Origin of the sequence: Anabaena sp. PCC 7108 (assembly GCF_000332135.1) — a bacterium.
Taxonomy (GTDB): Bacteria; Cyanobacteriota; Cyanobacteriia; order Cyanobacteriales; family Nostocaceae; genus Anabaena.
Genome location: NZ_KB235895.1, coordinates 1 through 21,886, shown reverse-complemented (window position 1 = coordinate 21,886; position 21,886 = coordinate 1). Strand labels below are relative to the sequence as shown.

The following is a 21,886-nucleotide window of genomic DNA, read 5'->3' as shown; positions in this document are numbered from 1 at the left end:
TGTATTAATCGTAAGTATTGATAACCCACCCCATAATACCAGCACTTGCACTGAAATAGTTTAAGCTCTGTGAGTTGAGCATCTTGGCTGTTTATTTGATGGCACTTTATTATTAGTGGTGAAAACTTTTGAACATTCAACGCATTTATAAGTATTGTTACCAGCAATAATCTTATCTGCATTTTGTTTCAAATAGAAAGGTTCTAAATCAAATTTAAAATCAAAATATGAAAATGATGACTGACGATGAAGTGCATTTAGTTCGTCAGGATGAGTAGAAACAATCAAAATATTTTCTGTATATTCAGGATACGCTGTTTTAATAGCAGGAATCATATCAGCATCACCAGTGACAACCGCATGGTAATCATCTGGTTGAGTGATAGCTGACTTTACAAGTAGCGCAACCACAGTAGTATCTACTTGTTTTTCCTGATAAGAACGATCTTCTAACTTAGGAATAATCCAGTCTTTTATTTCAGGTCTAAAAATTGCTATGTCTGAATATCCTGCATCTAAAGCCGCTTGTACAAAGCGATCTTTTGCATAGACAACGCGCTTTGTTTTATTAACCCTGTTTGAGGTTATTGCTGGGAATAGATTTGACCAATCATCAAAATTACCAGGTAAAGTGAAAATTGAAGTAGCTAGAACACGTTCTCCTAAATCAAGATTATGACCTGACTGTTGCTCAATATGTTGTTTGATGGCTGCATCAAACTTGTGCCAGTCTATAGAAAACGTATATGTAGGTCTGTCTGTTGCAGACGCGAGGGCAGCATCAGGACTACAAACTTTGAAAAGCCAAGTACCGTCAATAAAGATGTGTAATTTACTCATAAAATTGCAGACGATTTCACCTTTGTTACTTGTTATTGATTGAAGGATTCCCAAATGAGAATATCTATATATATTTAAATTAAGTATAGTACGGCTTATATGAATTAAATGCTGAAACCCTTGTAATACCGTTGATGATTCTGGAATTATCGTTCTAGAGAACTCTGGAAACCCTGATAAAACCACAATATTTTTTACTCACATAAGGCGTGTTTTAGAATAAACTCTGGGATAATTTGAGTATTTACTCAAATGAAGTTTTACTCAGTCATATATTATAATAAATCCTGGGATAATTTGAGTGTTTACTCAAATGAAGTTTTACTCAACAATACTGGAGTCCTGATATGGCAACAGTTATCGCCGTTCTCAATCAAAAGGGCGGTTCCGGGAAAACGACTATAGCTACTAATTTAGCTCATGCACTGCAACGGGACGGGAAGAAAGTTTTACTGGTAGATTCAGATCCTCAAGGTAGCACTAGAGACTGGAATGAAGCTAATGGCGGTAATATCATTCCGGTGGTGGGACTGGACAGGGAAACATTAGCTAAGGATTTACAGGCGATTGCTCAGGGCTATGATTTGATTGTCATTGACGGTGCGCCACAAATCGCTAAACTCAGTGCTGCTGCTGTTAAAGCTGCTGATCTAGTGATTATTCCGGTGCAACCCAGTCCCTATGATATTTGGGCTTGTGCTGACTTGGTTGATATCATCGCTGCCCGGCATGAGGTGACGGACGGTAAGCCTAAAGCTGTGTTTGCTATCAGTCGTGCTATCAAAAACACCAAACTGAGTACAGAAATTAGTAGTGCTTTAGCTGAATACAATTTGCCTGTACTCAAGGCTGGGACTAGCCAACGGGTAGCTTATCCGACTACGGCAGCAGAGGGTTTAACGGTGTTTAATGACCCTAGTAGTGATGCTGCTAAAGAAATTGATGCGATTAAGAAGGAAGTGCTGGAGGTGATTTATGGTGCTTAAAGCTAAGAAAACACGCAGGGAACATGAGTTAAAAAATTTGGCTATGGAGGAGGCCAGCAAGGAAGAAACTAGCCGGCTGAATGCGGAAATTCCTGTGAGTTTGCATCATAAAATTAAGATTCGGGCGGTGGAGGAAGGCAAGGGTAGCAGTATTACAAGTATTGTCATTAAAGCTTTAGAGGCTTATCTTGATACTCCAGTTGAAAAGGGATGAGTAAAACTTCATTTGAGTATTTACTCATTTACTCATTCTGGTTTGACTCTCAGATATTTAAGATTTTTTAGGGTGATAGCCGAGATAACGGCAAGAACAATGGTATAAAAGGTGAAGGTAGTAGTTTTTCTAGCCTAGAATATATATATTTAATAGAGGTAATAACTAAATCAATGGTTAATAATATTATATTGAAAACATTGAAAAATGAGGCTTGTGTAGCTCATTTGCAAGGTGGATTGAGAGCAATCAAAAATCTTGGTTCACCAGTTGAAATTGTTCCAAATCTTATTCACAACCAACCTTTAAGTTTCAATATTCCTAATAACTCCTATAAAATTTCAGATTTTATTGAGGAACTAAAAAATTTAAATCTGGAAGTGGTGGGGATTGATTACTATAACAACAATATTGAACAGCTTGAACAAAACTATCCTCCTCGGTGGCTTAGTTTAAGTCGAATCAACGGTGCAAATAATCCTAGCGTTTGGGGAAATTTATGTGTTAAGGCTCATACTCTACAAGATTATTATCTTGCAGATATTGCTTCAAGAATCAGTTTTGGGCTAACGGCGTGTGAGACACGGTTACATGATTTATCAGAGAGCTATTACAAAGAGCTTGATACTGAATGCAAGTATAGTCGTTTTGAAAATGGGAGCAAATACAGGTCTTTAAACACATTTAATATTTATCTTGCTTTACATTCTTTTTTTATGGAGTCTTGTCTTCTGAGAGACTATCTTGCTGAGTTTATGCACATTTATATATTTAATAAATCTGGTAATAAACCAATAACTACAATGGGATCTTTAATTGAAAAAGTCTTAAATAAACTAAATAGCCCTGATGATTTTGCCTCAGAAATTATTCAAATAACAAATAAAGAATCAGCAGATGGTTGGTTAGCAAAACTTGGCGCATACAGAGATTTAGTTGTACACTCTACTCCAATTGAACAAGTACGTTCTAGCTCATTTATCATTCAAAAAACTATCAATATAAATAATAGCCACACTCTACCATCTATTGAACTTCCACTACCAAATGATCCTATTTACATTTGTAAAAAACGAACTGACCTTACTAAAAATATATGTACTGGCTCTAATCCTAGTTTTGAAGACTGGTACATGGCAGTACAAGAAGATACTGATATGAATGAGATAGCAATAGATGCTTTAAAGTATTGCTCCTTGGCTCATGATAAGCTTATTGAACTAGCTATAAATACATTTAATCAATACCAAAATTTATCAGGCATATCTGGGTCATAATAAACTATAACTACACAAGTCAATTCAAGAATCAAATCCGACTGCTATATTTAGCGAGTTGTAGGCATTGAAGTATTAAAAACTGCTAGAGAAATATACATAAATCAAACATCAAAATAAAAAGCAATATTTACCAAAATCTAAACAACCTCATAAATTACAAACTGTTAATGATTAACGGATTGAGTCGAGATGTTTGTATTTTTGGAAATTAAAGCTGGAAATACTTACCTTGCTTTGATTTGATAATTTGCTACTTGTTTGTACGTAACATCGTTTTAGGTAACGCAAAATCAAGCTTTCTGAGTCCCTATTTCCGTTTTTGTTCCCATCCCGGCTGTACCCCTGTACCAGATCCTACACGGTAGGAATAAAAACATTAAGTGCGTTCGCATGAGCAAAAACACTTATCACGACATGGATATACCAGATTGTCAAGTTGTTATTTTAAGAGCGCATTCCTGTTTCTCCTAATTTACTAGGAGCTTGAATTGTAATTTCCTCTGGTGGTAAATCAACTGAAACTTCTGTTGAAATCAATCCTTCGATTACAAATCTATCGACTGGCTCTCCCGTGAACATAGCTTGCATTTGGGCTTCTGCCCCTAAATTTGGTATTGACTTCATAGAAAATTTTCTATTTACAGAATAAACCTTGCCATCAATAATTTCAGTAGTAAAGTTTCCGTACCACTCTCTCAAGGGAAATTCAATAAAGTTGTCCGTATTTTTAATAGTCTTCTTCTGAAAAGGTGTATCTAGCCATAAAGTAATTTGTTTTTCTTGTGTCTTAATATGGCAGAATCCTCGATTAGAGAACATAGGGTGTTGACAAACTAAAATATGAATTGACTCAACTAATGAGCCATAAACATAAACAGGATTTGTTAATCTTTTAGTCATCGCTTGATGATTAACTAACATAACGTTATAATCGCTATTTTCTTTATAAAAATTCTCATAATCCGAATGATTTTTGTCTGAATTTACATTGGTTTCTACACGTTTATTTAATTCGTTTACATCATTATTTTGAAATTGCTCATAACCACGAATAGTTGGAATATTAAGTGGTGTTCCTAAGATATCCAGTGGAGCGCCTGCGTATACACCCTGTGGTTGACTACTAAAACCAGGAATAACTAATTGATCTCCTCCTTGGGCTGTATAGTGTTTCCTAAATTCACAGATTTTGTGATTAATTTTATTTTCAATAAAAAAGAGCAATGTTAAGCAAGGATATTTATCCGCTCCTTTTTGAGATATGCGAAAATTTTCGATGCTAGATGCTAGTGGTTTAAAAGTTTTTTCAAATTTAGCATCTAGAGAGTGACGTTGTTCTCCAAGATATTTAATCACTTCAAAAGGTTTTAAACTTGCTAAAGAACAAGCTGCATCTATTATTTCATAGTTTTCATTAGTTCCCATATAAACTATTACAACATACTTTCTCAGTGTAGCAACAACATCGTTATTGCTATTAATTAATTCAGTAATTGGCTTGTTAAAAAAGCCTGTATTAAACAGGCGCATTCCTTCAAGAGCTAGTTCAGGATTATTGTGAACAGGGGGATAGGTTCCATAATCGCTAGGTTCTGCGGGGATACGTAAATTGAATGTTCCTTGTTTTGGTGCTTTGGAAGATAATGTTTTGGATTGTTTAGATGCTAAAACATAAACTGTTTCCGCGATTTTATTCAATCTATCAAGATTAGGAACAACCTTTTTATCTTCTAGGATTTTATAAGCCAAATGGGGGGGATCATTTTCCTGCATCCACTCTTGAATTTTTGAAATCACATGAGCGGAACCATGTTTTAGATATTCATCCACCAGAGCTTGGTAATCTGGTTGTGATAATGCTTCTTCATCTACACCTGCTGACTTATTTTGAGGAATAGACTTCCCATAATTAGGATCAAGTTTCTTACGCCGTTTTGCCTCTCCCATAAATTCAATCTCAATCTAACTAAAATGTGAACATATTTACCTAACTTATAATAAAGTAAAATTTATCACAAAAATACTATGCCGTAAAATTTTGTAACCAATATAAGTATAACTAATATCTTTTTTTACAAGAGAATAAATACTTAAAAATTAAGTTACATTACCAATACCTTTTCCAATTAAAAATAGTTCAACGCCGATATAAACGGGATGAATACAATAGACTTGGGTGACAATGAATCAAGATGGATAGAGGGTCAAGGATGGAGAGAAAAAGGTTGTCTACTGGACCTTTTAAGTTTGTCAAGTGACTTGGTGGACAAAGAATTATTATTGAGGAGGATATCGCCGCATCCTCGTTCCAGGGCCAGTTTGAATGAAACCACAACTTTGATAAGCTTTCACAAGCTCTTCTTTTGTAATATTTGGGTCTTGAGAAACAGGATCTAGAGTGATTGTGACGGGATTTTTTGACCATTGACGTTTACAAGTTTCTTCTAACAGTTTTTTACCATAACCATATTTTTTCCATCTAAAATCTTTTATTATTTCTATATGACGTATATGCCAACGACCTGGATTTTCATTGAAAAAAACGCATTCGCTAATGCCTATTTCTTTTCCATTCAGACGTATATAAATTATTGTAATAACTTTAGCTTCATTGGGTAAAAGAAGAGGTGATTTATTTTCCTCTTGTTTTTCTTCAAAATCAATTGTTGGAATTGTCTCATGAAAATTTTTAGACATGGTTTTTTTTGTGAAAATGATTGTTTTTAGCAGACAATACCATTTATTTGGGCAGATATAGCAACGTAAAAATTGTTCTTGGGATAAGGCAGGTCACAGGAGGGAAGATTTTGAGCTTTCTTGACTTTTTCGCACCCACCTTTTTACTTTTCTGTTCACCTATTTAGTCATCTTCCGTATTATCTAGATAGTAATCCTCGATTAGTTGCTGATTTTGCATTTGCATCTCAGCTTCAAACTCTTCTTTTGTCATTTGCTCTCCCCATCGCTGTCTTTCCAATTCTCCTTCAGCAATTTCAGTGAGTATTTGGGCTAAAAATTCTTCACTCAATCCATACTTTTGCAAGTCATCAAAGTTGTCTGTCATTGTTTTTAATTCAAAGTTGGGTGGACAAGGAGTAAAGTTAGGTAAAACTGTACAATTCTCTGTGTTGGCTACCAATCCGAATATTAGTAAGTTGAAATTTACCATAACCAGGCGAACTTACAATACGCTTCTCATATCCAAAAGCCTCAACAAGTGCATTAACCTGTACCGCTTTATTTGGTTTCTCCTTCGTCATTAGCCATAATTGCTCTAAAATATCTTCCTCAGCATATAAATACTTATCACAATTAACACGTATAAAATTTTTATCTAATTCTGATAGATTGTTTGGAACATAGATTAATCCTGCTTCGTATTGTATAGCAGTAGTGTAGTTGTTAATGTTGGATTTGATATTATGTATCTTCCCGAAAAGTCCTTCATCTTCAAGAGTAGATAAATATTTCTTCAAGCCAGGATGTAAAACTGTTTCATGAGACTTTGACAATGAACCAACATAGGCTGTAATGAAAATAGGATCACAAAAAGTATGAGCAATAGACGCTTCATTGAGAACATACATAGAGTTTAGCTTTTAAATAGCGATTGCCATTTCCTGGCAATACATTGTACCCCTTATAGAGCAAGGTTTCAAAAATGACCAGGACGAAACTTGTTTTTAAGTTTGGGTATAAAAGAACCTTTAATTTAGGCTTTTTCATGTTAGTGATTTAGGCTCAGGAATAACTGAATATTCCAAGTTTTTAGCTTTAAGTTGAGCCGCGTTAATCAACATACCAACTTTAAATTGTTCATTAAATTTTAGTTGATGTATATCATCATCGAATTTCACAATTTCAGGGGATTGAGTTATTATTAATTCCTCTACATCTTTTCCCGATTCAGAAATTTTAGTAACTTTGCCAACAAACCAAACGGCGATATCATTATCACTTCCAGCAGGGGTAATTTTACCGTTGGGAATCTCAACTTCAGGCATCCCAATGCGTTTTACTTCAACCATATCGCCTACTGATAACAAATGATCGCTTGGATAACTAACATTCATTTAATACTTCCTTTTAGTGCTTATTTACTCATGGTATTTAACATCAAAACGTAGATTTCTATTGCAGTCAGTGACTTATATCACCTGTTTTAGCGGATTACTAATTCAGCATTAAAGCATAGATGTAGCGAAGCTCTGCTGCAAACAGTTCCTTGTCATCAGGGGCAAGATAGGCTAAAAACCTTACCCCATAAAGGTTTTAACTAGGCCAGCCACAAAAAGGTAAGCAGGTGGTGGTAGATGGCAAGAAGTCCGACTGCTACGTGGTTTTTGGGAATAGGGAATAGGGAACTGACAACTAACAACTGACAAAAATTTCTCCCCTGCCTGTGGCTAATTGCTGAGGCGGGGATTTTTCTTGGGTGGGTCTGCTTTAAATCTGCCTACATCCCGCTATATCTACTTTGACAAACTACAGGAGTAAAGATTTTCTTATGAACAATGCAATATTTTAATACTCAACCAAAAGCCAGCCTTTCCAAACCTAACAACCCTTACCTAGCGGTAAAACTGGCTATCGTCAAAGAACGCCTGCGTCAAGCCAAGCACAGTTTTAACTTTGCGTTGGTTGTCGCTGCTTTATCTTGCAGTATCACTTTTGTAGGTGCTGCATTGCTGCTTGCGAACAAAGCCCCGGAGGGGTCTGTTGCCACTGCTGCTGGACTCCTGGGCGGCATAGGTTACACCCAGATTGCCAAGGATGCAAACAACCGACTGGATAAAATCTACGCTGAACTAGATACAGATACTTAGGCGATCGCCAACCCTCATGTAAAAAGTTTCATTACCGGGGGAGTTTCCCCCAATGACCAATCCCCAGTTAAGGGGATTGGTCATTGGGTATCAGGAATTCTAGCCCTTGGGAATAACCAAATCTCACCTCTTCCATAACCAAGAAAATATTAATTTTCCAAAATCTAAACGTTCATAACGCATACACAAAACATGGCTTGCGTCTCACCGTGAATCAATTTTAGTACGTAATCTTGTATGATTAATCACAGCATTACTTAATAGTGTTCAAATCATTGTCTAGCAAGGGTTTCAAGGTGCGAGTAGGTGGTAAAAAAGGTAAAATAATCTGTTGCCCAACTTTGCCCAATTTTGCCCACACTTGCCTACACTTGAGCAATGTTGGACACACATTTTCAACAAAAATCTACGTATAGTTGTTATGTACTACCCAAAATGTCTGTAAATTGCCTACACTTGCCCAACTTTGCCCACGATTTGACATTATTTTTAAAATAAGCAATTATACTTATTAAGTTGTATTTTAAAAACTACTTTTGTAGTATAAAACGAGTGCAATATTGTGATTCAGCAATGGATCATAACTCAAGTTCAGACTCACGCTTACGCTCACGCTGTCGTTGTTGCTTTTGGCGTTGTTGATACTCTCGTTCCCTCTGTTGCCACCGTAGCAGTACCAACAATTCCTCATGCCAATTCTGCGTTTGTGGTTTAACTCTAGTAGCTTGGGGCAGCAATTCACTTACAACACCAGCCATCTCATCTCCAGCACTATCGTTATCATAAGCACAAATTACTTCAGGGATATCCTGCAACAAATCCACAGGTAAACTTCTGGGACTATCCACAGTCATGTACATTATTCTTTCTTCTGGTACTCCCCGGTGTCTTTCAACTTCCAACATCGCAAAAGACAGCACATCAAGGGGTGACTTTAACAACACCACTTTTTGGATTTCATCAGTAGGTTGCCCTCCCCATTGCAGGTAAAACCAACCATCAGTGCGTTTTGTACCAATAGCATATCCTGTAAAAGTATTGTTTTCTTCTAAAGTATTGTCTTCTGCTCTTGTCCCTTGCAAAAATGCACCTTTGGTTTCACCATTGAGGTTTTTCAACAGGAACACAGCATTTTGTTCATTATCAGCATAAACCAACCCCCACTGATATAATTTTTGCAATAAATCTTGAGGCAATCTCCGTTTCTTAGTTAGATAGTCGTGTACTAAATGCCAGTTCGATTTGTCCGGTACTGGTGGTACAAACTGTGGTGCTTCTTGCTCTTGGATGACCTTTTGCGCTTGTTGCCTAGCATAGTGAGTGACAGCCCTCTGCATCCCCTCTTCACCAAAACGGTCATTTAACCAAGCGATAGCTTCTCTAAAATTGCACCCATTAATGTGTTTCACTAACGCCACAGCACCAGTACCAGTAATAGCACCAGCAATAGCACCAGTTTTTTGAATATTAACAGCACCAGCAATAGCATCAGTTTTTTGAGTATTGGGTGCAAGGTGACTCCATTGAGAACCATTGATATAGATAATATGTTCCCCCCTTCTCCAGCAGCGATAGCTGCTATTGTCTTGGTCTAATCCCAAATGCCAAGCAACATCTTCCAGGGACAAATCACTCAACTGTTCAACCTGCTGCTGCAACTTTTTGTTTTCCGCTTGTAGTGCTGATACTTGCTGTTCTAGCTGCTGCCTTAATTTCTCAGAAGCAAGTGCAGTAGCAAAAGCCTGTTTTTGTTGCTTGCTCAACAGCTTACGGTCAGCTAACTGATGATTAATTGTTTGAATAACAGGGTCTGCTTGAATGCGATTAAATAATTGTTGTGCTGTTTCTTTTGGTTTTGGTGCAAGTCGGTCTAATTCTAAAGTTAGTGGTTCTGAGTTGACTGCTTGGTAGTATTCCTGAATTTTAGTGTGGGTTGCTTGACTACCTTTGACTCCTCTAGAAATACCCAAAGGTGCAAGTGCAGCCGCATAACTATCTTGCAGTTTCGACAACTTTATACTAGCAGCACGACCATGACCACCAAACATTTCCTTGTGGCTAAGTTGTTGGGTATTGTCATTAATTGGTACTACATAAGCATGAATGTGTGGTGTAGATTCATCCAAATGTAGTTCTGCCCTCACACATTTATCACCATATTTATCTTGCAACCATTGAGCAGAAGTTTGAGCAAAAGCCCACATTAAATTATCATCCCATTGTCCGACTTTTGATGGGTCGTCTGGTCGAAAATATTTAGGTGATGCACTCAAAAACAATTCTGTACATAACACAGCATCTTTACGTGGTTTGTGTTTAGTGGTAGATGCAATCTTGGCTTTAATTACTACTTCTAAAGGCAACCCATCATCATCACCAATTAATCTGATATTGTCTTTAGTTGTATCAGCATTAGGAGTATCTTGAAGTCGGGCTGTGTGTGCTTCACTGCCACTAACATTAGTAAAAGATTTGAGTTTGTCTATCCGCAAGATTGCCAGAGCTACCATGAATTTTACTCCAGGCGTAAGTCTGCTATCACTGCTTTTGATATTTTAACTGTTACTGTACTAATTTTACCAGAGAATGGCTTGAAAGTATAGTAAGTACACTTTTATTTTTACCCACTAAGTCGAGTTACCCTCAAAGCAGTATTTTGGTGCAGTTCTGCACAGATGTGGTGCAATTTCAGCACAATCTGATTGCACAATTTTATTGCTGGTTGGCAGGTTCGTTATCTTCTTTGGTGCAGAATTTGGGTAATTTGTGTGCCAACTGGTGCTAAAGTCGCTCAATTTATTGAGTTTACTGGTTGATGTTTAATCTTGCTGTCATCAATTATGAATTTGAGTAGCGCTCAAGTAAATAAAACAATTGCGTTAGTGAATGTGCTACTGCTGCAAGCTTGATGCTATCGCATCACTGTAAAATAGCTTTATGTGAAAGTTTGGGAATTATTGGCAGATAATTACAAAGTGGGTGGATTTTCCTATTCTGTTTAACTGGTCTGGTCGTGCTAATTTTTTTCGACTTCTCCCATGAGCATCTTCGAGTTAGACAAAAAAAACTCAAGTCGAATCAATCATACTCAGATTTTTAATGAACCTGTTCCATAGTTACTCAGATTTTTAATGAACCGGCTACAGCCTAAAAACGTGCCAACTAAGCGCCAATACTACGCCAATTTTACGCCAATTGAATGCCAACTAAGCGCCAATACTACGCCAAGTTTACGCCAATACTACACTAATAAGTACACTATGTATATAATTTACTTGCAATAAATATGCTTATTGACAAAATACTACGCCAAGTACACGCCAATACTACGCCAAGTACACGCCAATACTACGCCAAGTACACGCCAATACTACGCCAAGTTTACGCCACCTAAGTTTTTGATTTGAGTAGCCCAAAAAAACGTTTGGCGCATAGCAAGCTATGTCGCGATATATATTTCTCAGCTAAGAAGACATCACCCAAAGCAGCAAAAAATCCCAGCGTTTTGAGTTTACTTTTTCTCAGTATATCTTTCTGCTATTGCAACACTTTTAAGCTGATTTTCAACTTTCTTTGTTCACTTTCTCGTTTCACTCTTTTAGAATCATCGTCAGAGAATTTCAACTTCTCCCATGAGCATTTACAAGTTCAACAAGAAAATCTCAAGTTGAATCAATCATGCTCACATTTTTATTGAGCAAGTTTAATTAAAAAAGTGTGACATTTGAGATCCAAAATAGATCCAATAATGATCCATTCCACATCCATTGCACTAGCAATCTAGATCCAATACAGATCCATTTTTGTGCAATACGTATTATCGGTATAATTTTCACTCTCAATAATTACTAGCTATTGACAATGATTATTGCATTTAAGATCCAATTGATATCCAAAATAGATCCAATACAGATCCATTCTGCTTTTGATTTGAGTAGCCAAAAAACAACGTTTGGCACTCTCTAACAATTGCAACGTTGCAATACTAGGTTTTACTAGGGACGATTTTGTATAGTTCGTTTGCTTTAATCAAAGTCAAAATTTTTGAGAAAATTTTTCAAACTCAACCCACGCATTAAATCAATCATCTCCTGACTGCGTAACCCATGCTTAAGAGCATTCATTTTTGACCTTTCCTTTCCCTCTGGGGTTTTTGCCCCTGTGCTGTGTTCCCAAGGTTTCCATTTCTGGATCTGCTGTCGTTGACGTTCTCTCGCTTCTAAACTCCACCGGGGCATCGTTCCCTTCCTCCAATCGTTGTTTTAGTTGTTCTTGCTCTACTTGTAGCTGGTTTAGCTGTTGATTTACGTAGGTTTTAATGAATTGACTGGGTTTTTTGGGGTTTTTCAGTTCGTGCAGCAACGCGATACATTTACGCATTTCAGCTTGACACTTGAGGCTTAATTCTGCGAATTCATTAGGAATATGAGGTAATGCTGTCAGCACTTCCCCAGAATCGTACCCAGCGATCGCTTTATTCATGAAGTGGGTTGATAAGGTGGAGAGCATAGCTATCTGACTGTGAAGAATAACTTCAATGTCGCTAAAGTCCCCATCTTTAGTTTTTTGGGCTTGTTCCAACACTGAATCAGCGATCGCTTTTATGCTTGAGGCATCCAGTTGACTTTTACCAACTTTAGCCATGACTTGAGCTTGAGCAAATCCTGGTGTAGCAAAGTGTTGTAAATGAGATTTATCCTCGCTGACATTGACACCTGAGTTTTTTAGTTTGGTGACTGAATCACGTTTTTGCTTTTCTGCCATAAGGTTTTCAAGCGAATCTTTTAATCCCATAAATGTTTAAAGTTTGATACTTACTGTAATTGTAAGGTTGCATACATGGTTAACCATAGTTAACCAATATTCCAATTGTCTAAAATGGGGATATTTCCTGAGCAGCAACGTTTTTGCAGATGGTATATCCCCCGATCTTAGGAACTGGACAAACTGGTAATCAAATCCCATATATCCCCTAACAAATAGAAATACGAGATTGACTCCAGATGCACCGGTCTAACCCGTTCCACAGGGTGACGAGGGCTTTATATGTCCCATTAATCAAAATCTCAGATTTTTTGAGAACTGCACCAACCCAGGCTTGACCTTGATCGTCCCAAACAAAACAATTTTGGGGGATGTGGTCCGGTTGAGTAGTTTGGTGGTTAGCGTCCTGATTTATGGCCGCGTCCTGATTACTAATATTATTAATATTAGAGTTTTGGGACGGATTTGGTATAGCTTTGATACAGTTTTCATTTTCATTTTGTATCATTAAGATACATTTCACGTCCTGAGATTTTGCCAAGTCGGACTCGTACCACTTCTGGAATATTTCACTCCGTCCATCGGTGAGGCCACATATCCTATATATCCAGTTGCGATCTCCCGTCCCCTCGCGTCCTGCTTTGTCTAGCTTCAATCCCAATGGTTTTAGAATTTTTCTCAGGATTTGAATAGGGGTCATGTCGGGGTGCAGCTTCCCAAGGAACATTCCCACATCCCACATATTGCCTTTGAGCTTGTCTACCATGTCGGTTAGTAGTGGGTGCGTCTGGGTGAACTTGTCCAGTTCTAAGATTTGGGGAATGTTTAGCGATCGCATCAAGTTGACCTTCGCCGATGTTTGGGACTTGTTAAAGTCTGGTAGGAAAACTGATTGATTTTCTCTCATCTTCTTCGCAGGTGCTTGATCCTTTTGTGGGACGTTCTCAAATCCCAACGTTAGGAAGTAGTGGAGACGTAATTGGGGATAGTATCCGTCGTCATCTTTCAAAATCAAGTCAGGGGTAACATCAACTTGGTAACGCTGCTTAACTGAGTATTTTCTATGTCTTTGTCTGTCCGCCTTGGTTTTATGCTTTTGGTTTGATAATCTCTCATATCCTTTGCTATCTAAATCATCAATATTGATAGCTGCTGTTTCGTCTAAATGATCAAGGTATTTTTCGTCTCGTATGCTGGTTATTTCTTCCTTGATAACTTCGTCGTCATCATCGCATTTATTAATGATTGTGTTCCCTTCATTCAGAAGATTTTCCAGAATAATTCCCCTGTAATCTCCCATTTCATTGTTAATTCTACAAGCCATTTTTGCGTAACAGTTCAATGCAGAATCATTAGTATTTATGTAATCTTCTCCCACCTCAAAACCAACGTTTTTTAATTGCTGGAGATGTATTTTAAATTGCCTTCTATTGCTATTCAAGATTGAATATAAGGATGTTGAGCCGTCCCCCTGCCACGATAAACCAGTAGGAGCTATCCATAAATGACGCGGTACATTATCCCGAAGTCTCATTAATTGTTGTCTGACTGCGTTTTCTGACTGTACACCTTGGAAACAACCCCATACACCTGTAAAATAATTCTTGACATCTATTGATATTCCAGTTCCCACAGATGGGGAAATTATTACTATTAAATATTGCTTGATGATGTCGTTAATTTTGGTGATGCAACCATAAGCGGGGTGTTCGGGATCTGCTATAGTTTCCGAGTCAATTCTAAGGATTAAATCTTTTAGATGGGGGAATTTTTTGATAATGATTGACTCAATATTTTGAGTAGAAAATCTACCTTTAATCTTTTGGGAGTCAGTACAAATTAATAGTTTATCCCCATTGTCAACTGCTTTGAGTAAGTCTCGTAATAAGTTTACTGGTGTAGTTTCTTCATAATTTAAAATCTTATATCCCCCTTCTTTGTACTCATTGTTGATGATAAAAATATCGTCATCTTTGCATTTAGAAGCGTCTTGTATAAAGTCTAAAGATACATCTGTCAAGTCAGCATCTAAGCACACTATTTTATCTGCATTAAGCAGCAATAATTGAAGCTGTTTAATAACTTCTGTTCGGTGTTCCTTAACTTCTGTTGATGAGTTTAGCAAGTGCCATAAAACCTGTTCAACCTCATCAAGAATCACTACATATTTATTGGTTAATAAATATGTATCATTTTCAACATCAAACTGACCTTTACCTTGTCCATGAAGCGAGTCTACAACTATTCCAAAACCTTTAGAGCGATCTGCTTTGCCGTTGATAACATTGTCAATATAAGGAACACCCAAACGTTTGCACAATTCCTCACACAACTGGACTCTGTGAGATACTAGATAAACGCTGTAATCCTCAGCAACTAGCTTATCAATTAGTGGTTTTAATGCTTCAGTTTTACCTGTACCCTTGGGAGATTTTACCCCTATGATTTTGTGGGGAATGTTGCTTAATATATCCCCTAGATATCTTTGGTTAAGGTTGAGATTAATCTTCCTTGATAGTTGGTAATAGGGTTGAGTCTGCCACTGAGAGACGGGTGAAGCAGTGGTAATAATATTCTCTACAACTTCTTTACCATGCACCACTAAAACATCATCAATACCCTTTTCGGGTATACCCTTTTCTTGCGTCCAGTCACAGATTTTAACTTGGCATTTTTTAGCTTTTAATAGCCTTGATGTTTGGGCGATCGCTATCCTTACATTTTTTCTGGTAGTAGGTTTTACATCATTGTCAAAACAGAAAATAAATTCTCTGGTAACAGTTGCAAAAAGTTCTATGTCGGGAATTAAAATATGTTTTTTCGAGCTATTTTCAATCTTCCTATAAGCTCCATTAATTCCTGGTAGTCCCACTGCTATGAAGCCACAAGATAGTAAAGCGGCCGCTTTTTTCGCACCCTCACAGAAGATGATGGGTAGGTTGTTTATTAACACCCATTCCCAAAATTCCTCACAGTCCCCAATGGGTACGCCGTAGCGATCGCTAATCATCTGCCAAATACGTTTAGGCACTCGCAGGAAAAATGCACGGTTAGAACATTTGTAGGGATGTTCATACTTGATGATCTTCCCTGCCTGTTTTGGATTTTGTCTTGGGTTATCTGCTTTGAAACATCCCCATTCCATCGGGGCGTAATTGTTTAACGGGTCAACACCGGCACACCACCAACCACCTGCTAGGGTGTGATTGTACATTCTGAAATATCTTGCAACTTCTGAAGTGGTGTATTGACTGCTATGGGGTGTCTGTTTCCCGTCCCCCAGCTTGGCGATCGCATCCGATAGCAGGTATTCATGGGTAATGTCACCTTCTAGAGATTTGAAGTTTAGAGCGATAACGTCGGGGTCAATCCCACTGCTGATTAATTCGTGGTAATGAGTTTGATTTATCTGAAAAGATTCTTGACAATTATGGTAAATGCTACTATAATTATTCTTATCGGATCTGTCATCTGATTTAAAATTTATTTTTACTGCAAGCCCCTGTCCCGTCAAGTCTAGGGGTTTTGTTTTGCCTATATTTTTCATTGTTTTTTGGTTGGTTGTAGGACACAACTCACCAAAACTGCTATCATTCCAAAATATTAATAATTAGTTGGCGGTTTCGTTTGGAAGTCTGCGAACGTTTACTAGACGTTCGGATAAGCAGTTTTTCAGATGAGATCGTTTTTTTTTGCGATCGCACTCAGGAAGGTTTAAATCCCCCTACGTGCGTTAATTGGTGGAATGAATCAATGTATATGCAATTGGAAAATTATACAATCCTTTTTCCTGAATTTATTGCATATAAGCCCGGTAGCATTTTACAAACTGTACGTCTCTAGGAATCACCGATCTTTTCCCTCTGTACCTTTTGGCGTGAATTTTACGCCGATGTTTTTACTGATGTTTGTGATTGGATGTTTGTTTGACTGAGATCACCTTGAGAACAAATTAATTTCATGTTTATGAAAAATTGATTGAATGATCGATATTATAATCAAAAAAGCCTACCACATTCAAAAAAATCAAATATTCATTTTCCCCAAAATCTCGATATATACATAACAATAGAGAAGAAAAAATAAGCCATAACTTTTGAGGGTTCAATTATGCCGAAGCCTTGAAACACAAAGGATATAGCCAAATAGCTTATTATTGATTTTCCACTATTAGGGCGCAAATAGCGTCAATTCTATGTGCATAGAATGAGAGCCATGAATTTTGAGGGTCAATTGTGCCGAAGCCTTGAAACACAAAGGATATAGCCAAATAGCTTATTATTAATTTGGCGTAAATTTTATGTCATTCTAGCACTACGAAATGAGGCATTTTATTTTAAAGTCTCAATTGATCCGATGTGACTAGATATACTGCTATCGAGGATCAAAGCACAATTCTTGATAGCAGGTCTACTTTTTGATTTTTTGCTTTGCGATCGCTGTCTCAATCCCAGTCAAGGACTGAGAGCGATTCCTACGGAGCGCTTCGCTATCGCACCTTTAATCAGTCACAGTCTTGACGGTAAAACCTTTGCTACATTTTTGAATCAAAAACCATCTTTTCGACTCTTTATCTAATGCTGGCAAGATGCGGAAATTAAAAACATCTGCCCAATCTTCGATACTGTGACTATTGGCAAACTCTACTTCTAGCTCTTTAAACCGTTCCCAATCACGGTCTGAAATAGCAGCAAACATGGGCATTACTGCACTTAAAGGTATTTGGGTTGCTGTTTCAGTCATAAGTAATATCCTCAAAAATACAAACTATTGGCAAAACACCCTCTTGAGTGTCAATGATTTCGATTAGTCGCCTACCTGTGTTTCTAGCAATTCGTTTGCAATGATCCTCAGTTGCGGCTATATTCCAATCCCTCGTTTCTTTAACCGGGTCAAACTTACCTTTGGAACGCTTGATGTCATCTGTCATTGTTTATTTTCAAACACCCTCTAACTTGCCTTTGGATTTTGCACTTTTGGATTTTGTGCTGTTGAATTGGGATTTTGCTGTTCTAGCCAATTGAGTATCAGTTCTTCCATCACGCTATCCATAGTTCTATTTTGTAAGGCACAGGCAGATTTAAACCTTGCCCGCACTGTTTCAGTCACTCGACCTCTTACAAATACAGATTTTTCCATCTAAAAATATTGTTCATTAGTTTATTGGTTCATTTTATTGCTTATCCCCCTTTATAGTGAAAATATTTTTATGCACTTGTTCACTTTTGCTATTGTGAGTTATGATAGCACTATAGCCTAAAAGTTGTAAATGCCCTACAACCTTGTAAATCCCGTGAGTAAAGGATAGTGAAGCATTTTTACAGCTAACCAGGGAATACAGATAACGCAAAAATGCCTATAGTGCGACTAAATGCACTCCTAACACCCTTACTTATACGCTATATGCGTAATACAAAAACGTAGGATGTGTATTGCTTGCACTGCAATTTTGCAGATTACAGATAACAGATAACGCAACTATTAAAACTATGGAGAATGAACGGACTATCTATGAAACTGTAATGGGAAGTAGGGTTAATGATGTTCACTGGTGGCGAACTAAAAAAGCTATGAAAACAGCAGAATTACCCCTAACAAAGTCAGGTTTTGAATTGTTTATTGCACTTCGTAAAACATCCCCCCGCTACTTTTCCCAGTATCACAAAATCAAGGGTCAAGTATCAAAAGTTGAATCATCTATTGGTGAAGGTTGTACGGGGGAACAGTTCATAAACCTACTGGAAAAATTAGAGATTGTACCAAATAAAGGAACTATCAGCAGATGGTTCAAAAACGCCGGGGGATATAAAGCCAAGGCATTTTACGCCAAACAGGTTTTAATTCCCATCTGTGCAGTAGCACTTATCTATAAAGCAAAAGTCCAGGATTCTAAATTATCAAAGGTAGCGTAAATATCATGTTAACCGCAGTTGCAAAACGAGTTCAATCAAGCCTAAAACGTAAAGGGGTAGTAGCTACGTCAGGAGAGATTAAAGATTACCTCAAAGCTAATGTAGAGAATATTGAAAACATCACCAAAGAAGAGGAAAATAACGTTACTGAATACTTCCTATCTACTGCCACCAAATTAACAGTAGTTAGTGACGACGTACCCATAGAAGTAGAGGAAACATTTAGCAGTGTAGATGTTGAAACTGGAAACATTGCAGAACCTACACAGATGGAACTGGAAACATTAACCAGTGAAGATGTAGACATAGTAAACAGTGTAGACAATGCTATCAATACAGCATCTATACAGGATATAGATAGCAACGATTTACACACAAATGAAGCTGCTTTAGATACTGAGAACCAAACAGCGATCGCACCAAATACTCCTGAAGAATTGGAAGAATTTTATAAACACCCTGCTTTGTTTACTCCCACAGAACAGGATGATCAACCCGCGCCACTGGCAACTGCTACCAAAAACGAATTAGTTGCTTCTACTGCGGGGGAATTGGGGATTGTTTTAAACACTGGAGAAATTGAACTGATAGCCCAAAACGTCAATTACTCATCTGATGATTTACAGGAATCACTAGAAGAAATCAAGAGCGCGATTATTGCTTTTGTCCGTCATAAGGTAGCGTTAAACTCCCAAAAGATTGGTGAAACTTTAGAGGAAATAACCCAAGTAGCTACCGATGGTTTTAACCAAAACTCCCAACAATTAACCGACGGACTACAGAACATAAACAAACAGCTACAGCAGCAAAGAACCGACTTTAAAAGCAAAGTCAGGTCAACGCTTAAATGTTTCCAACTACCCGAAGCGTCATAACTTCAAAGTCAAGATTAATCCTATTTGGATAATAGGAATAATTACCATAATTGCTGGTTTAACTGCTATTGATAGCTTCCGTTTTAATAGCAGTATCCAGAAACCAGATCACCGTTATTTTACTGACCCTAACAACTATCTGGAGTTGAAACCATGAAACAGTTACCACCTGCCAAAGTTCCCAAGCTTAGAAACCACATTTTACCCAAAGGTAAGCTACTCACCCAAGTTTTAGGAAAAAAGTTTGGTGTTACCCTTGCTGATTTTGATAAAGCTATGGGTGGAGACATAGCAGCAGCCCAAAAGATTGGGGAATTAGCCCGTCAAGGAAGATTATCCAGTGATTTAGCACCAAAGTTAGCACAAGCTTATCTAGAAATTATCAACGGTTCAGAAGCTTATAATAAGGCAACTGCTGACATTTTATTACAGGCTGGGAAGTCAGCGATCGCCATTGACAAAGCTGCTAGTCAAGTAATGTTAGGACAACAAAAGTATGTTCACCAAAGGCAAGAATTAGCACAGGAATTTGTAGTATCCAAAAATACCGAAAATACCCGTCATAACTACCAGATGAACTACACCCAAATTAAGGGATATGTTGATGCTCACTTGGTAGGAGTAGATCAACAAGTTGCAATTTTGGAACAGTCAAACCGTCCCGAAAATAAACAAATAGCTGCTGATGAACAGTTGCAATCTAAGCAGATTAGTGAAGCCCTAGAAAAGGGTGAAAATGCCCGTTATGACTTGATTCCTGAGAAGCAATACCACACACCAGGATTCAAAGAAAGATTTATGCAATTTAAAGCAGCACTCGGATTTTAAACCGTAATTAAAATACCCCTACCAACTGCTAATTGATAGGGGTAATCAGGTCATTATTTTTACTACTCCTATGCTAACACAATCACCCAATGATTTAGACAATATTCTTGATAGTGAAGAAACACCGCTACAGGGTGAAACTGTCCGTTATTTAACTCACATTGAAAATAAACTCTATGCAGATATTCAAGCCCGTAAACGAATAGATAGCGGTTTATTATTTTTGGCTTGTCAAATATCGAGTTGTAGCCTTAGTTGGTTACTTTTTAACCTACAGGTCACATTAACCATTATTCAAGTTTCTTCAGCAGTAGTAAGTTTGTTACCAGGATTAATTGACGTAGGGGATAGTTTTAATTTTTCAATCAGTTCTGATTCATGGGAATTTAACTTAGGTCAAAAGCCATTAATAGGAATAGTTAAATTAGCTATTGGTGGCGCGGTTTCATTTTCCGGTACAAGTAAAATCACTTCAGAAATTATCCAGACTAAACAGGCGATCGCACAAACTTACCAAGAAATTAGAAGTAGTGAGGGGTTAAGTTTTCAGTTGCCAGATATGGGGATGAGTTTATTAATAGCGTTATCTGGAGTAGTGCTACTAGGAATAGTTAAAAATTTTTCATCTACCAATAATACAGGAGACAAAGATAATGAAATTTAGAGGTAATTGGAACTTCTTTGAAATATTTATAAGCGGTTTGTTTACTGCAATAACTATTAACTACTTAATCACTGGATTTGCAGACATTGTACACAATATCAATTCAGTCTTGATATGGGTTCATAAGTCTGGTTTAGGTGTGTACCTTTATAAACTTTTTGGAGGTAGATAATGCAAGAAATACAGGAATTTAACCAACAATTAGTTAAGCAACGACGTAGTTCTAGTATCCTTATAGGTATTTTACTAGCATCAGGTTTCATTGCATCAGTTCCGATGTTCTCAGATAGCATTAAACATGAGGAAACCTTGTATTGTAATGTTAAAAGCAGTTGCCGTCCATCCAAAATCAAGAGAGGAATATCATTTTTAGTTGATAGAGAACGCAGAAACCAACTATTTGATAATAATATTAATGTTGTCAAGATTCTGCCACCTGAAGATGATAAAGCAGTATCTTATGGACTAGCTGCTAGTTTGTTCCTGTTATCTGCTTATGGAGTGAGTAAAGCACTTACTGATAGTCAGGAGAAATCAATACATAGTCAATTTAAGTTGCTTAAAATCAAGGCACTGGAGACGGATATCATAGAACAAAATCACATTGATATATTTCAGTTTTCTAAGCAAGGTCAAGCCGAAGTTGCTAAACAGTCTATTGCTAGGGAAGTGCAAAAGGCAATTCAAAAAGAAAAGA

At 37.3% G+C, this 21,886-nt stretch carries 20 protein-coding genes and 1 pseudogene; 9 read left to right on the top strand and 12 right to left on the bottom strand.

What is annotated here, in order from left to right:
- Positions 1–60: 60 nt before the first annotated feature.
- Positions 61–840 carry an NYN domain-containing protein gene (locus ANA7108_RS0100115; protein WP_016948715.1) on the bottom strand — a complete coding sequence of 260 codons (780 nt, stop codon included), beginning with the start codon at positions 838–840 and terminating at the stop codon, positions 61–63.
- A 347-nt stretch (positions 841–1,187) separates the two neighbouring features.
- Between ANA7108_RS0100115 and parA the strand changes: the two genes are divergently transcribed.
- The 3 genes from parA (at position 1,188) to ANA7108_RS0100100 (ending at position 3,317) form a co-directional block, all read left to right on the top strand.
- Positions 1,188–1,826, top strand: a complete 639-nt coding sequence (gene parA / locus ANA7108_RS0100110) for a ParA family partition ATPase (RefSeq protein ID WP_016948714.1) — start codon at positions 1,188–1,190, stop codon at positions 1,824–1,826.
- Positions 1,816–2,040, top strand: a complete 225-nt coding sequence (locus ANA7108_RS0100105; protein ID WP_016948713.1) for a hypothetical protein — start codon at positions 1,816–1,818, stop codon at positions 2,038–2,040. The genes parA and ANA7108_RS0100105 overlap by 11 nt, the downstream gene beginning before the upstream one ends.
- Positions 2,041–2,213: 173 nt before the next feature.
- The gene (locus tag ANA7108_RS0100100; RefSeq protein WP_016948712.1) at positions 2,214–3,317 is read left to right on the top strand and encodes a hypothetical protein; all 1,104 of its coding nucleotides are present in this window, start codon (positions 2,214–2,216) and stop codon (positions 3,315–3,317) included.
- A gap of 447 nt (positions 3,318–3,764) precedes the next feature.
- Here the strand turns inward: ANA7108_RS0100100 and ANA7108_RS0100095 are convergent, their stop codons facing one another.
- The 5 genes from ANA7108_RS0100095 to ANA7108_RS0100075 form a co-directional block, all read right to left on the bottom strand.
- On the bottom strand, positions 3,765–5,267 hold the full coding sequence (locus ANA7108_RS0100095) for a hypothetical protein (RefSeq protein ID WP_016948711.1): 1,503 nt from the start codon (positions 5,265–5,267) through the stop codon (positions 3,765–3,767).
- 330 nt (positions 5,268–5,597) lie between these two features.
- Positions 5,598–6,017, bottom strand: coding sequence for a GNAT family N-acetyltransferase (locus tag ANA7108_RS0100090; protein WP_016948710.1), 420 nt, complete (start codon positions 6,015–6,017; stop codon positions 5,598–5,600).
- Between the two features lie 163 nt (positions 6,018–6,180).
- Positions 6,181–6,384 carry a hypothetical protein gene (locus ANA7108_RS0100085; protein ID WP_016948709.1) on the bottom strand — a complete coding sequence of 68 codons (204 nt, stop codon included), beginning with the start codon at positions 6,382–6,384 and terminating at the stop codon, positions 6,181–6,183.
- Between the two features lie 37 nt (positions 6,385–6,421).
- Positions 6,422–6,907 carry a hypothetical protein gene (locus tag ANA7108_RS0100080; RefSeq protein ID WP_016948708.1) on the bottom strand — a complete coding sequence of 162 codons (486 nt, stop codon included), beginning with the start codon at positions 6,905–6,907 and terminating at the stop codon, positions 6,422–6,424.
- Positions 6,908–7,042: 135 nt separating this feature from the next.
- On the bottom strand, positions 7,043–7,393 hold the full coding sequence (locus ANA7108_RS0100075) for a hypothetical protein (protein WP_016948707.1): 351 nt from the start codon (positions 7,391–7,393) through the stop codon (positions 7,043–7,045).
- Positions 7,394–7,834: 441 nt separating this feature from the next.
- Between ANA7108_RS0100075 and ANA7108_RS0100070 the strand changes: the two genes are divergently transcribed.
- A complete protein-coding gene (locus tag ANA7108_RS0100070; protein WP_016948706.1) occupies positions 7,835–8,146 on the top strand; it encodes a hypothetical protein in 312 nt (103 codons plus the stop codon).
- Between the two features lie 578 nt (positions 8,147–8,724).
- Here ANA7108_RS0100070 and mobV read toward each other — a convergent pair.
- The 6 genes from mobV to ANA7108_RS0100035 all read right to left on the bottom strand — a co-directional run bounded on the left by mobV (position 8,725) and on the right by ANA7108_RS0100035 (position 18,049).
- On the bottom strand, positions 8,725–10,656 hold the full coding sequence (gene mobV, locus ANA7108_RS0100065; protein WP_016948704.1) for a MobV family relaxase: 1,932 nt from the start codon (positions 10,654–10,656) through the stop codon (positions 8,725–8,727).
- A 1,600-nt stretch (positions 10,657–12,256) separates the two neighbouring features.
- On the bottom strand, positions 12,257–12,910 hold the full coding sequence (locus ANA7108_RS0100055; RefSeq protein ID WP_237741464.1) for a hypothetical protein: 654 nt from the start codon (positions 12,908–12,910) through the stop codon (positions 12,257–12,259).
- A 208-nt stretch (positions 12,911–13,118) separates the two neighbouring features.
- Complete coding sequence (locus tag ANA7108_RS26485; protein ID WP_016948701.1) at positions 13,119–16,457, bottom strand: plasmid replication protein, CyRepA1 family; 3,339 nt, start codon at positions 16,455–16,457, stop codon at positions 13,119–13,121.
- Between the two features lie 953 nt (positions 16,458–17,410).
- Positions 17,411–17,653, bottom strand: a complete 243-nt coding sequence (locus ANA7108_RS0100045) for a hypothetical protein (protein WP_016948700.1) — start codon at positions 17,651–17,653, stop codon at positions 17,411–17,413.
- Complete coding sequence (locus tag ANA7108_RS0100040; RefSeq protein WP_016948699.1) at positions 17,646–17,840, bottom strand: hypothetical protein; 195 nt, start codon at positions 17,838–17,840, stop codon at positions 17,646–17,648. Before ANA7108_RS0100040 ends, ANA7108_RS0100045 begins: the two co-directional genes overlap by 8 nt.
- Before the next feature lie 20 nt (positions 17,841–17,860).
- The gene (locus tag ANA7108_RS0100035; protein WP_016948698.1) at positions 17,861–18,049 is read right to left on the bottom strand and encodes a plasmid partition protein ParG; all 189 of its coding nucleotides are present in this window, start codon (positions 18,047–18,049) and stop codon (positions 17,861–17,863) included.
- A 350-nt stretch (positions 18,050–18,399) separates the two neighbouring features.
- Here ANA7108_RS0100035 and ANA7108_RS0100030 point away from each other — a divergent pair, with 350 nt between their 5' ends.
- From ANA7108_RS0100030 to ANA7108_RS0100005, 5 genes and pseudogenes are all read left to right on the top strand, one after another.
- Positions 18,400–18,822: a hypothetical protein gene (locus tag ANA7108_RS0100030; protein ID WP_016948697.1), complete on the top strand. Its 423-nt coding sequence runs from the start codon at positions 18,400–18,402 to the stop codon at positions 18,820–18,822.
- A gap of 5 nt (positions 18,823–18,827) precedes the next feature.
- Positions 18,828–19,697: a hypothetical protein gene (locus ANA7108_RS0100025; RefSeq protein WP_016948696.1), complete on the top strand. Its 870-nt coding sequence runs from the start codon at positions 18,828–18,830 to the stop codon at positions 19,695–19,697.
- Between the two features lie 153 nt (positions 19,698–19,850).
- The gene (locus ANA7108_RS0100020; protein ID WP_016948695.1) at positions 19,851–20,525 is read left to right on the top strand and encodes a hypothetical protein; all 675 of its coding nucleotides are present in this window, start codon (positions 19,851–19,853) and stop codon (positions 20,523–20,525) included.
- A gap of 70 nt (positions 20,526–20,595) precedes the next feature.
- On the top strand, positions 20,596–21,189 hold the full coding sequence (locus ANA7108_RS0100015; RefSeq protein WP_016948694.1) for a hypothetical protein: 594 nt from the start codon (positions 20,596–20,598) through the stop codon (positions 21,187–21,189).
- 171 nt (positions 21,190–21,360) lie between these two features.
- Positions 21,361–21,886 (top strand): annotated as a pseudogene (locus ANA7108_RS0100005) (hypothetical protein); the annotation flags it as partial.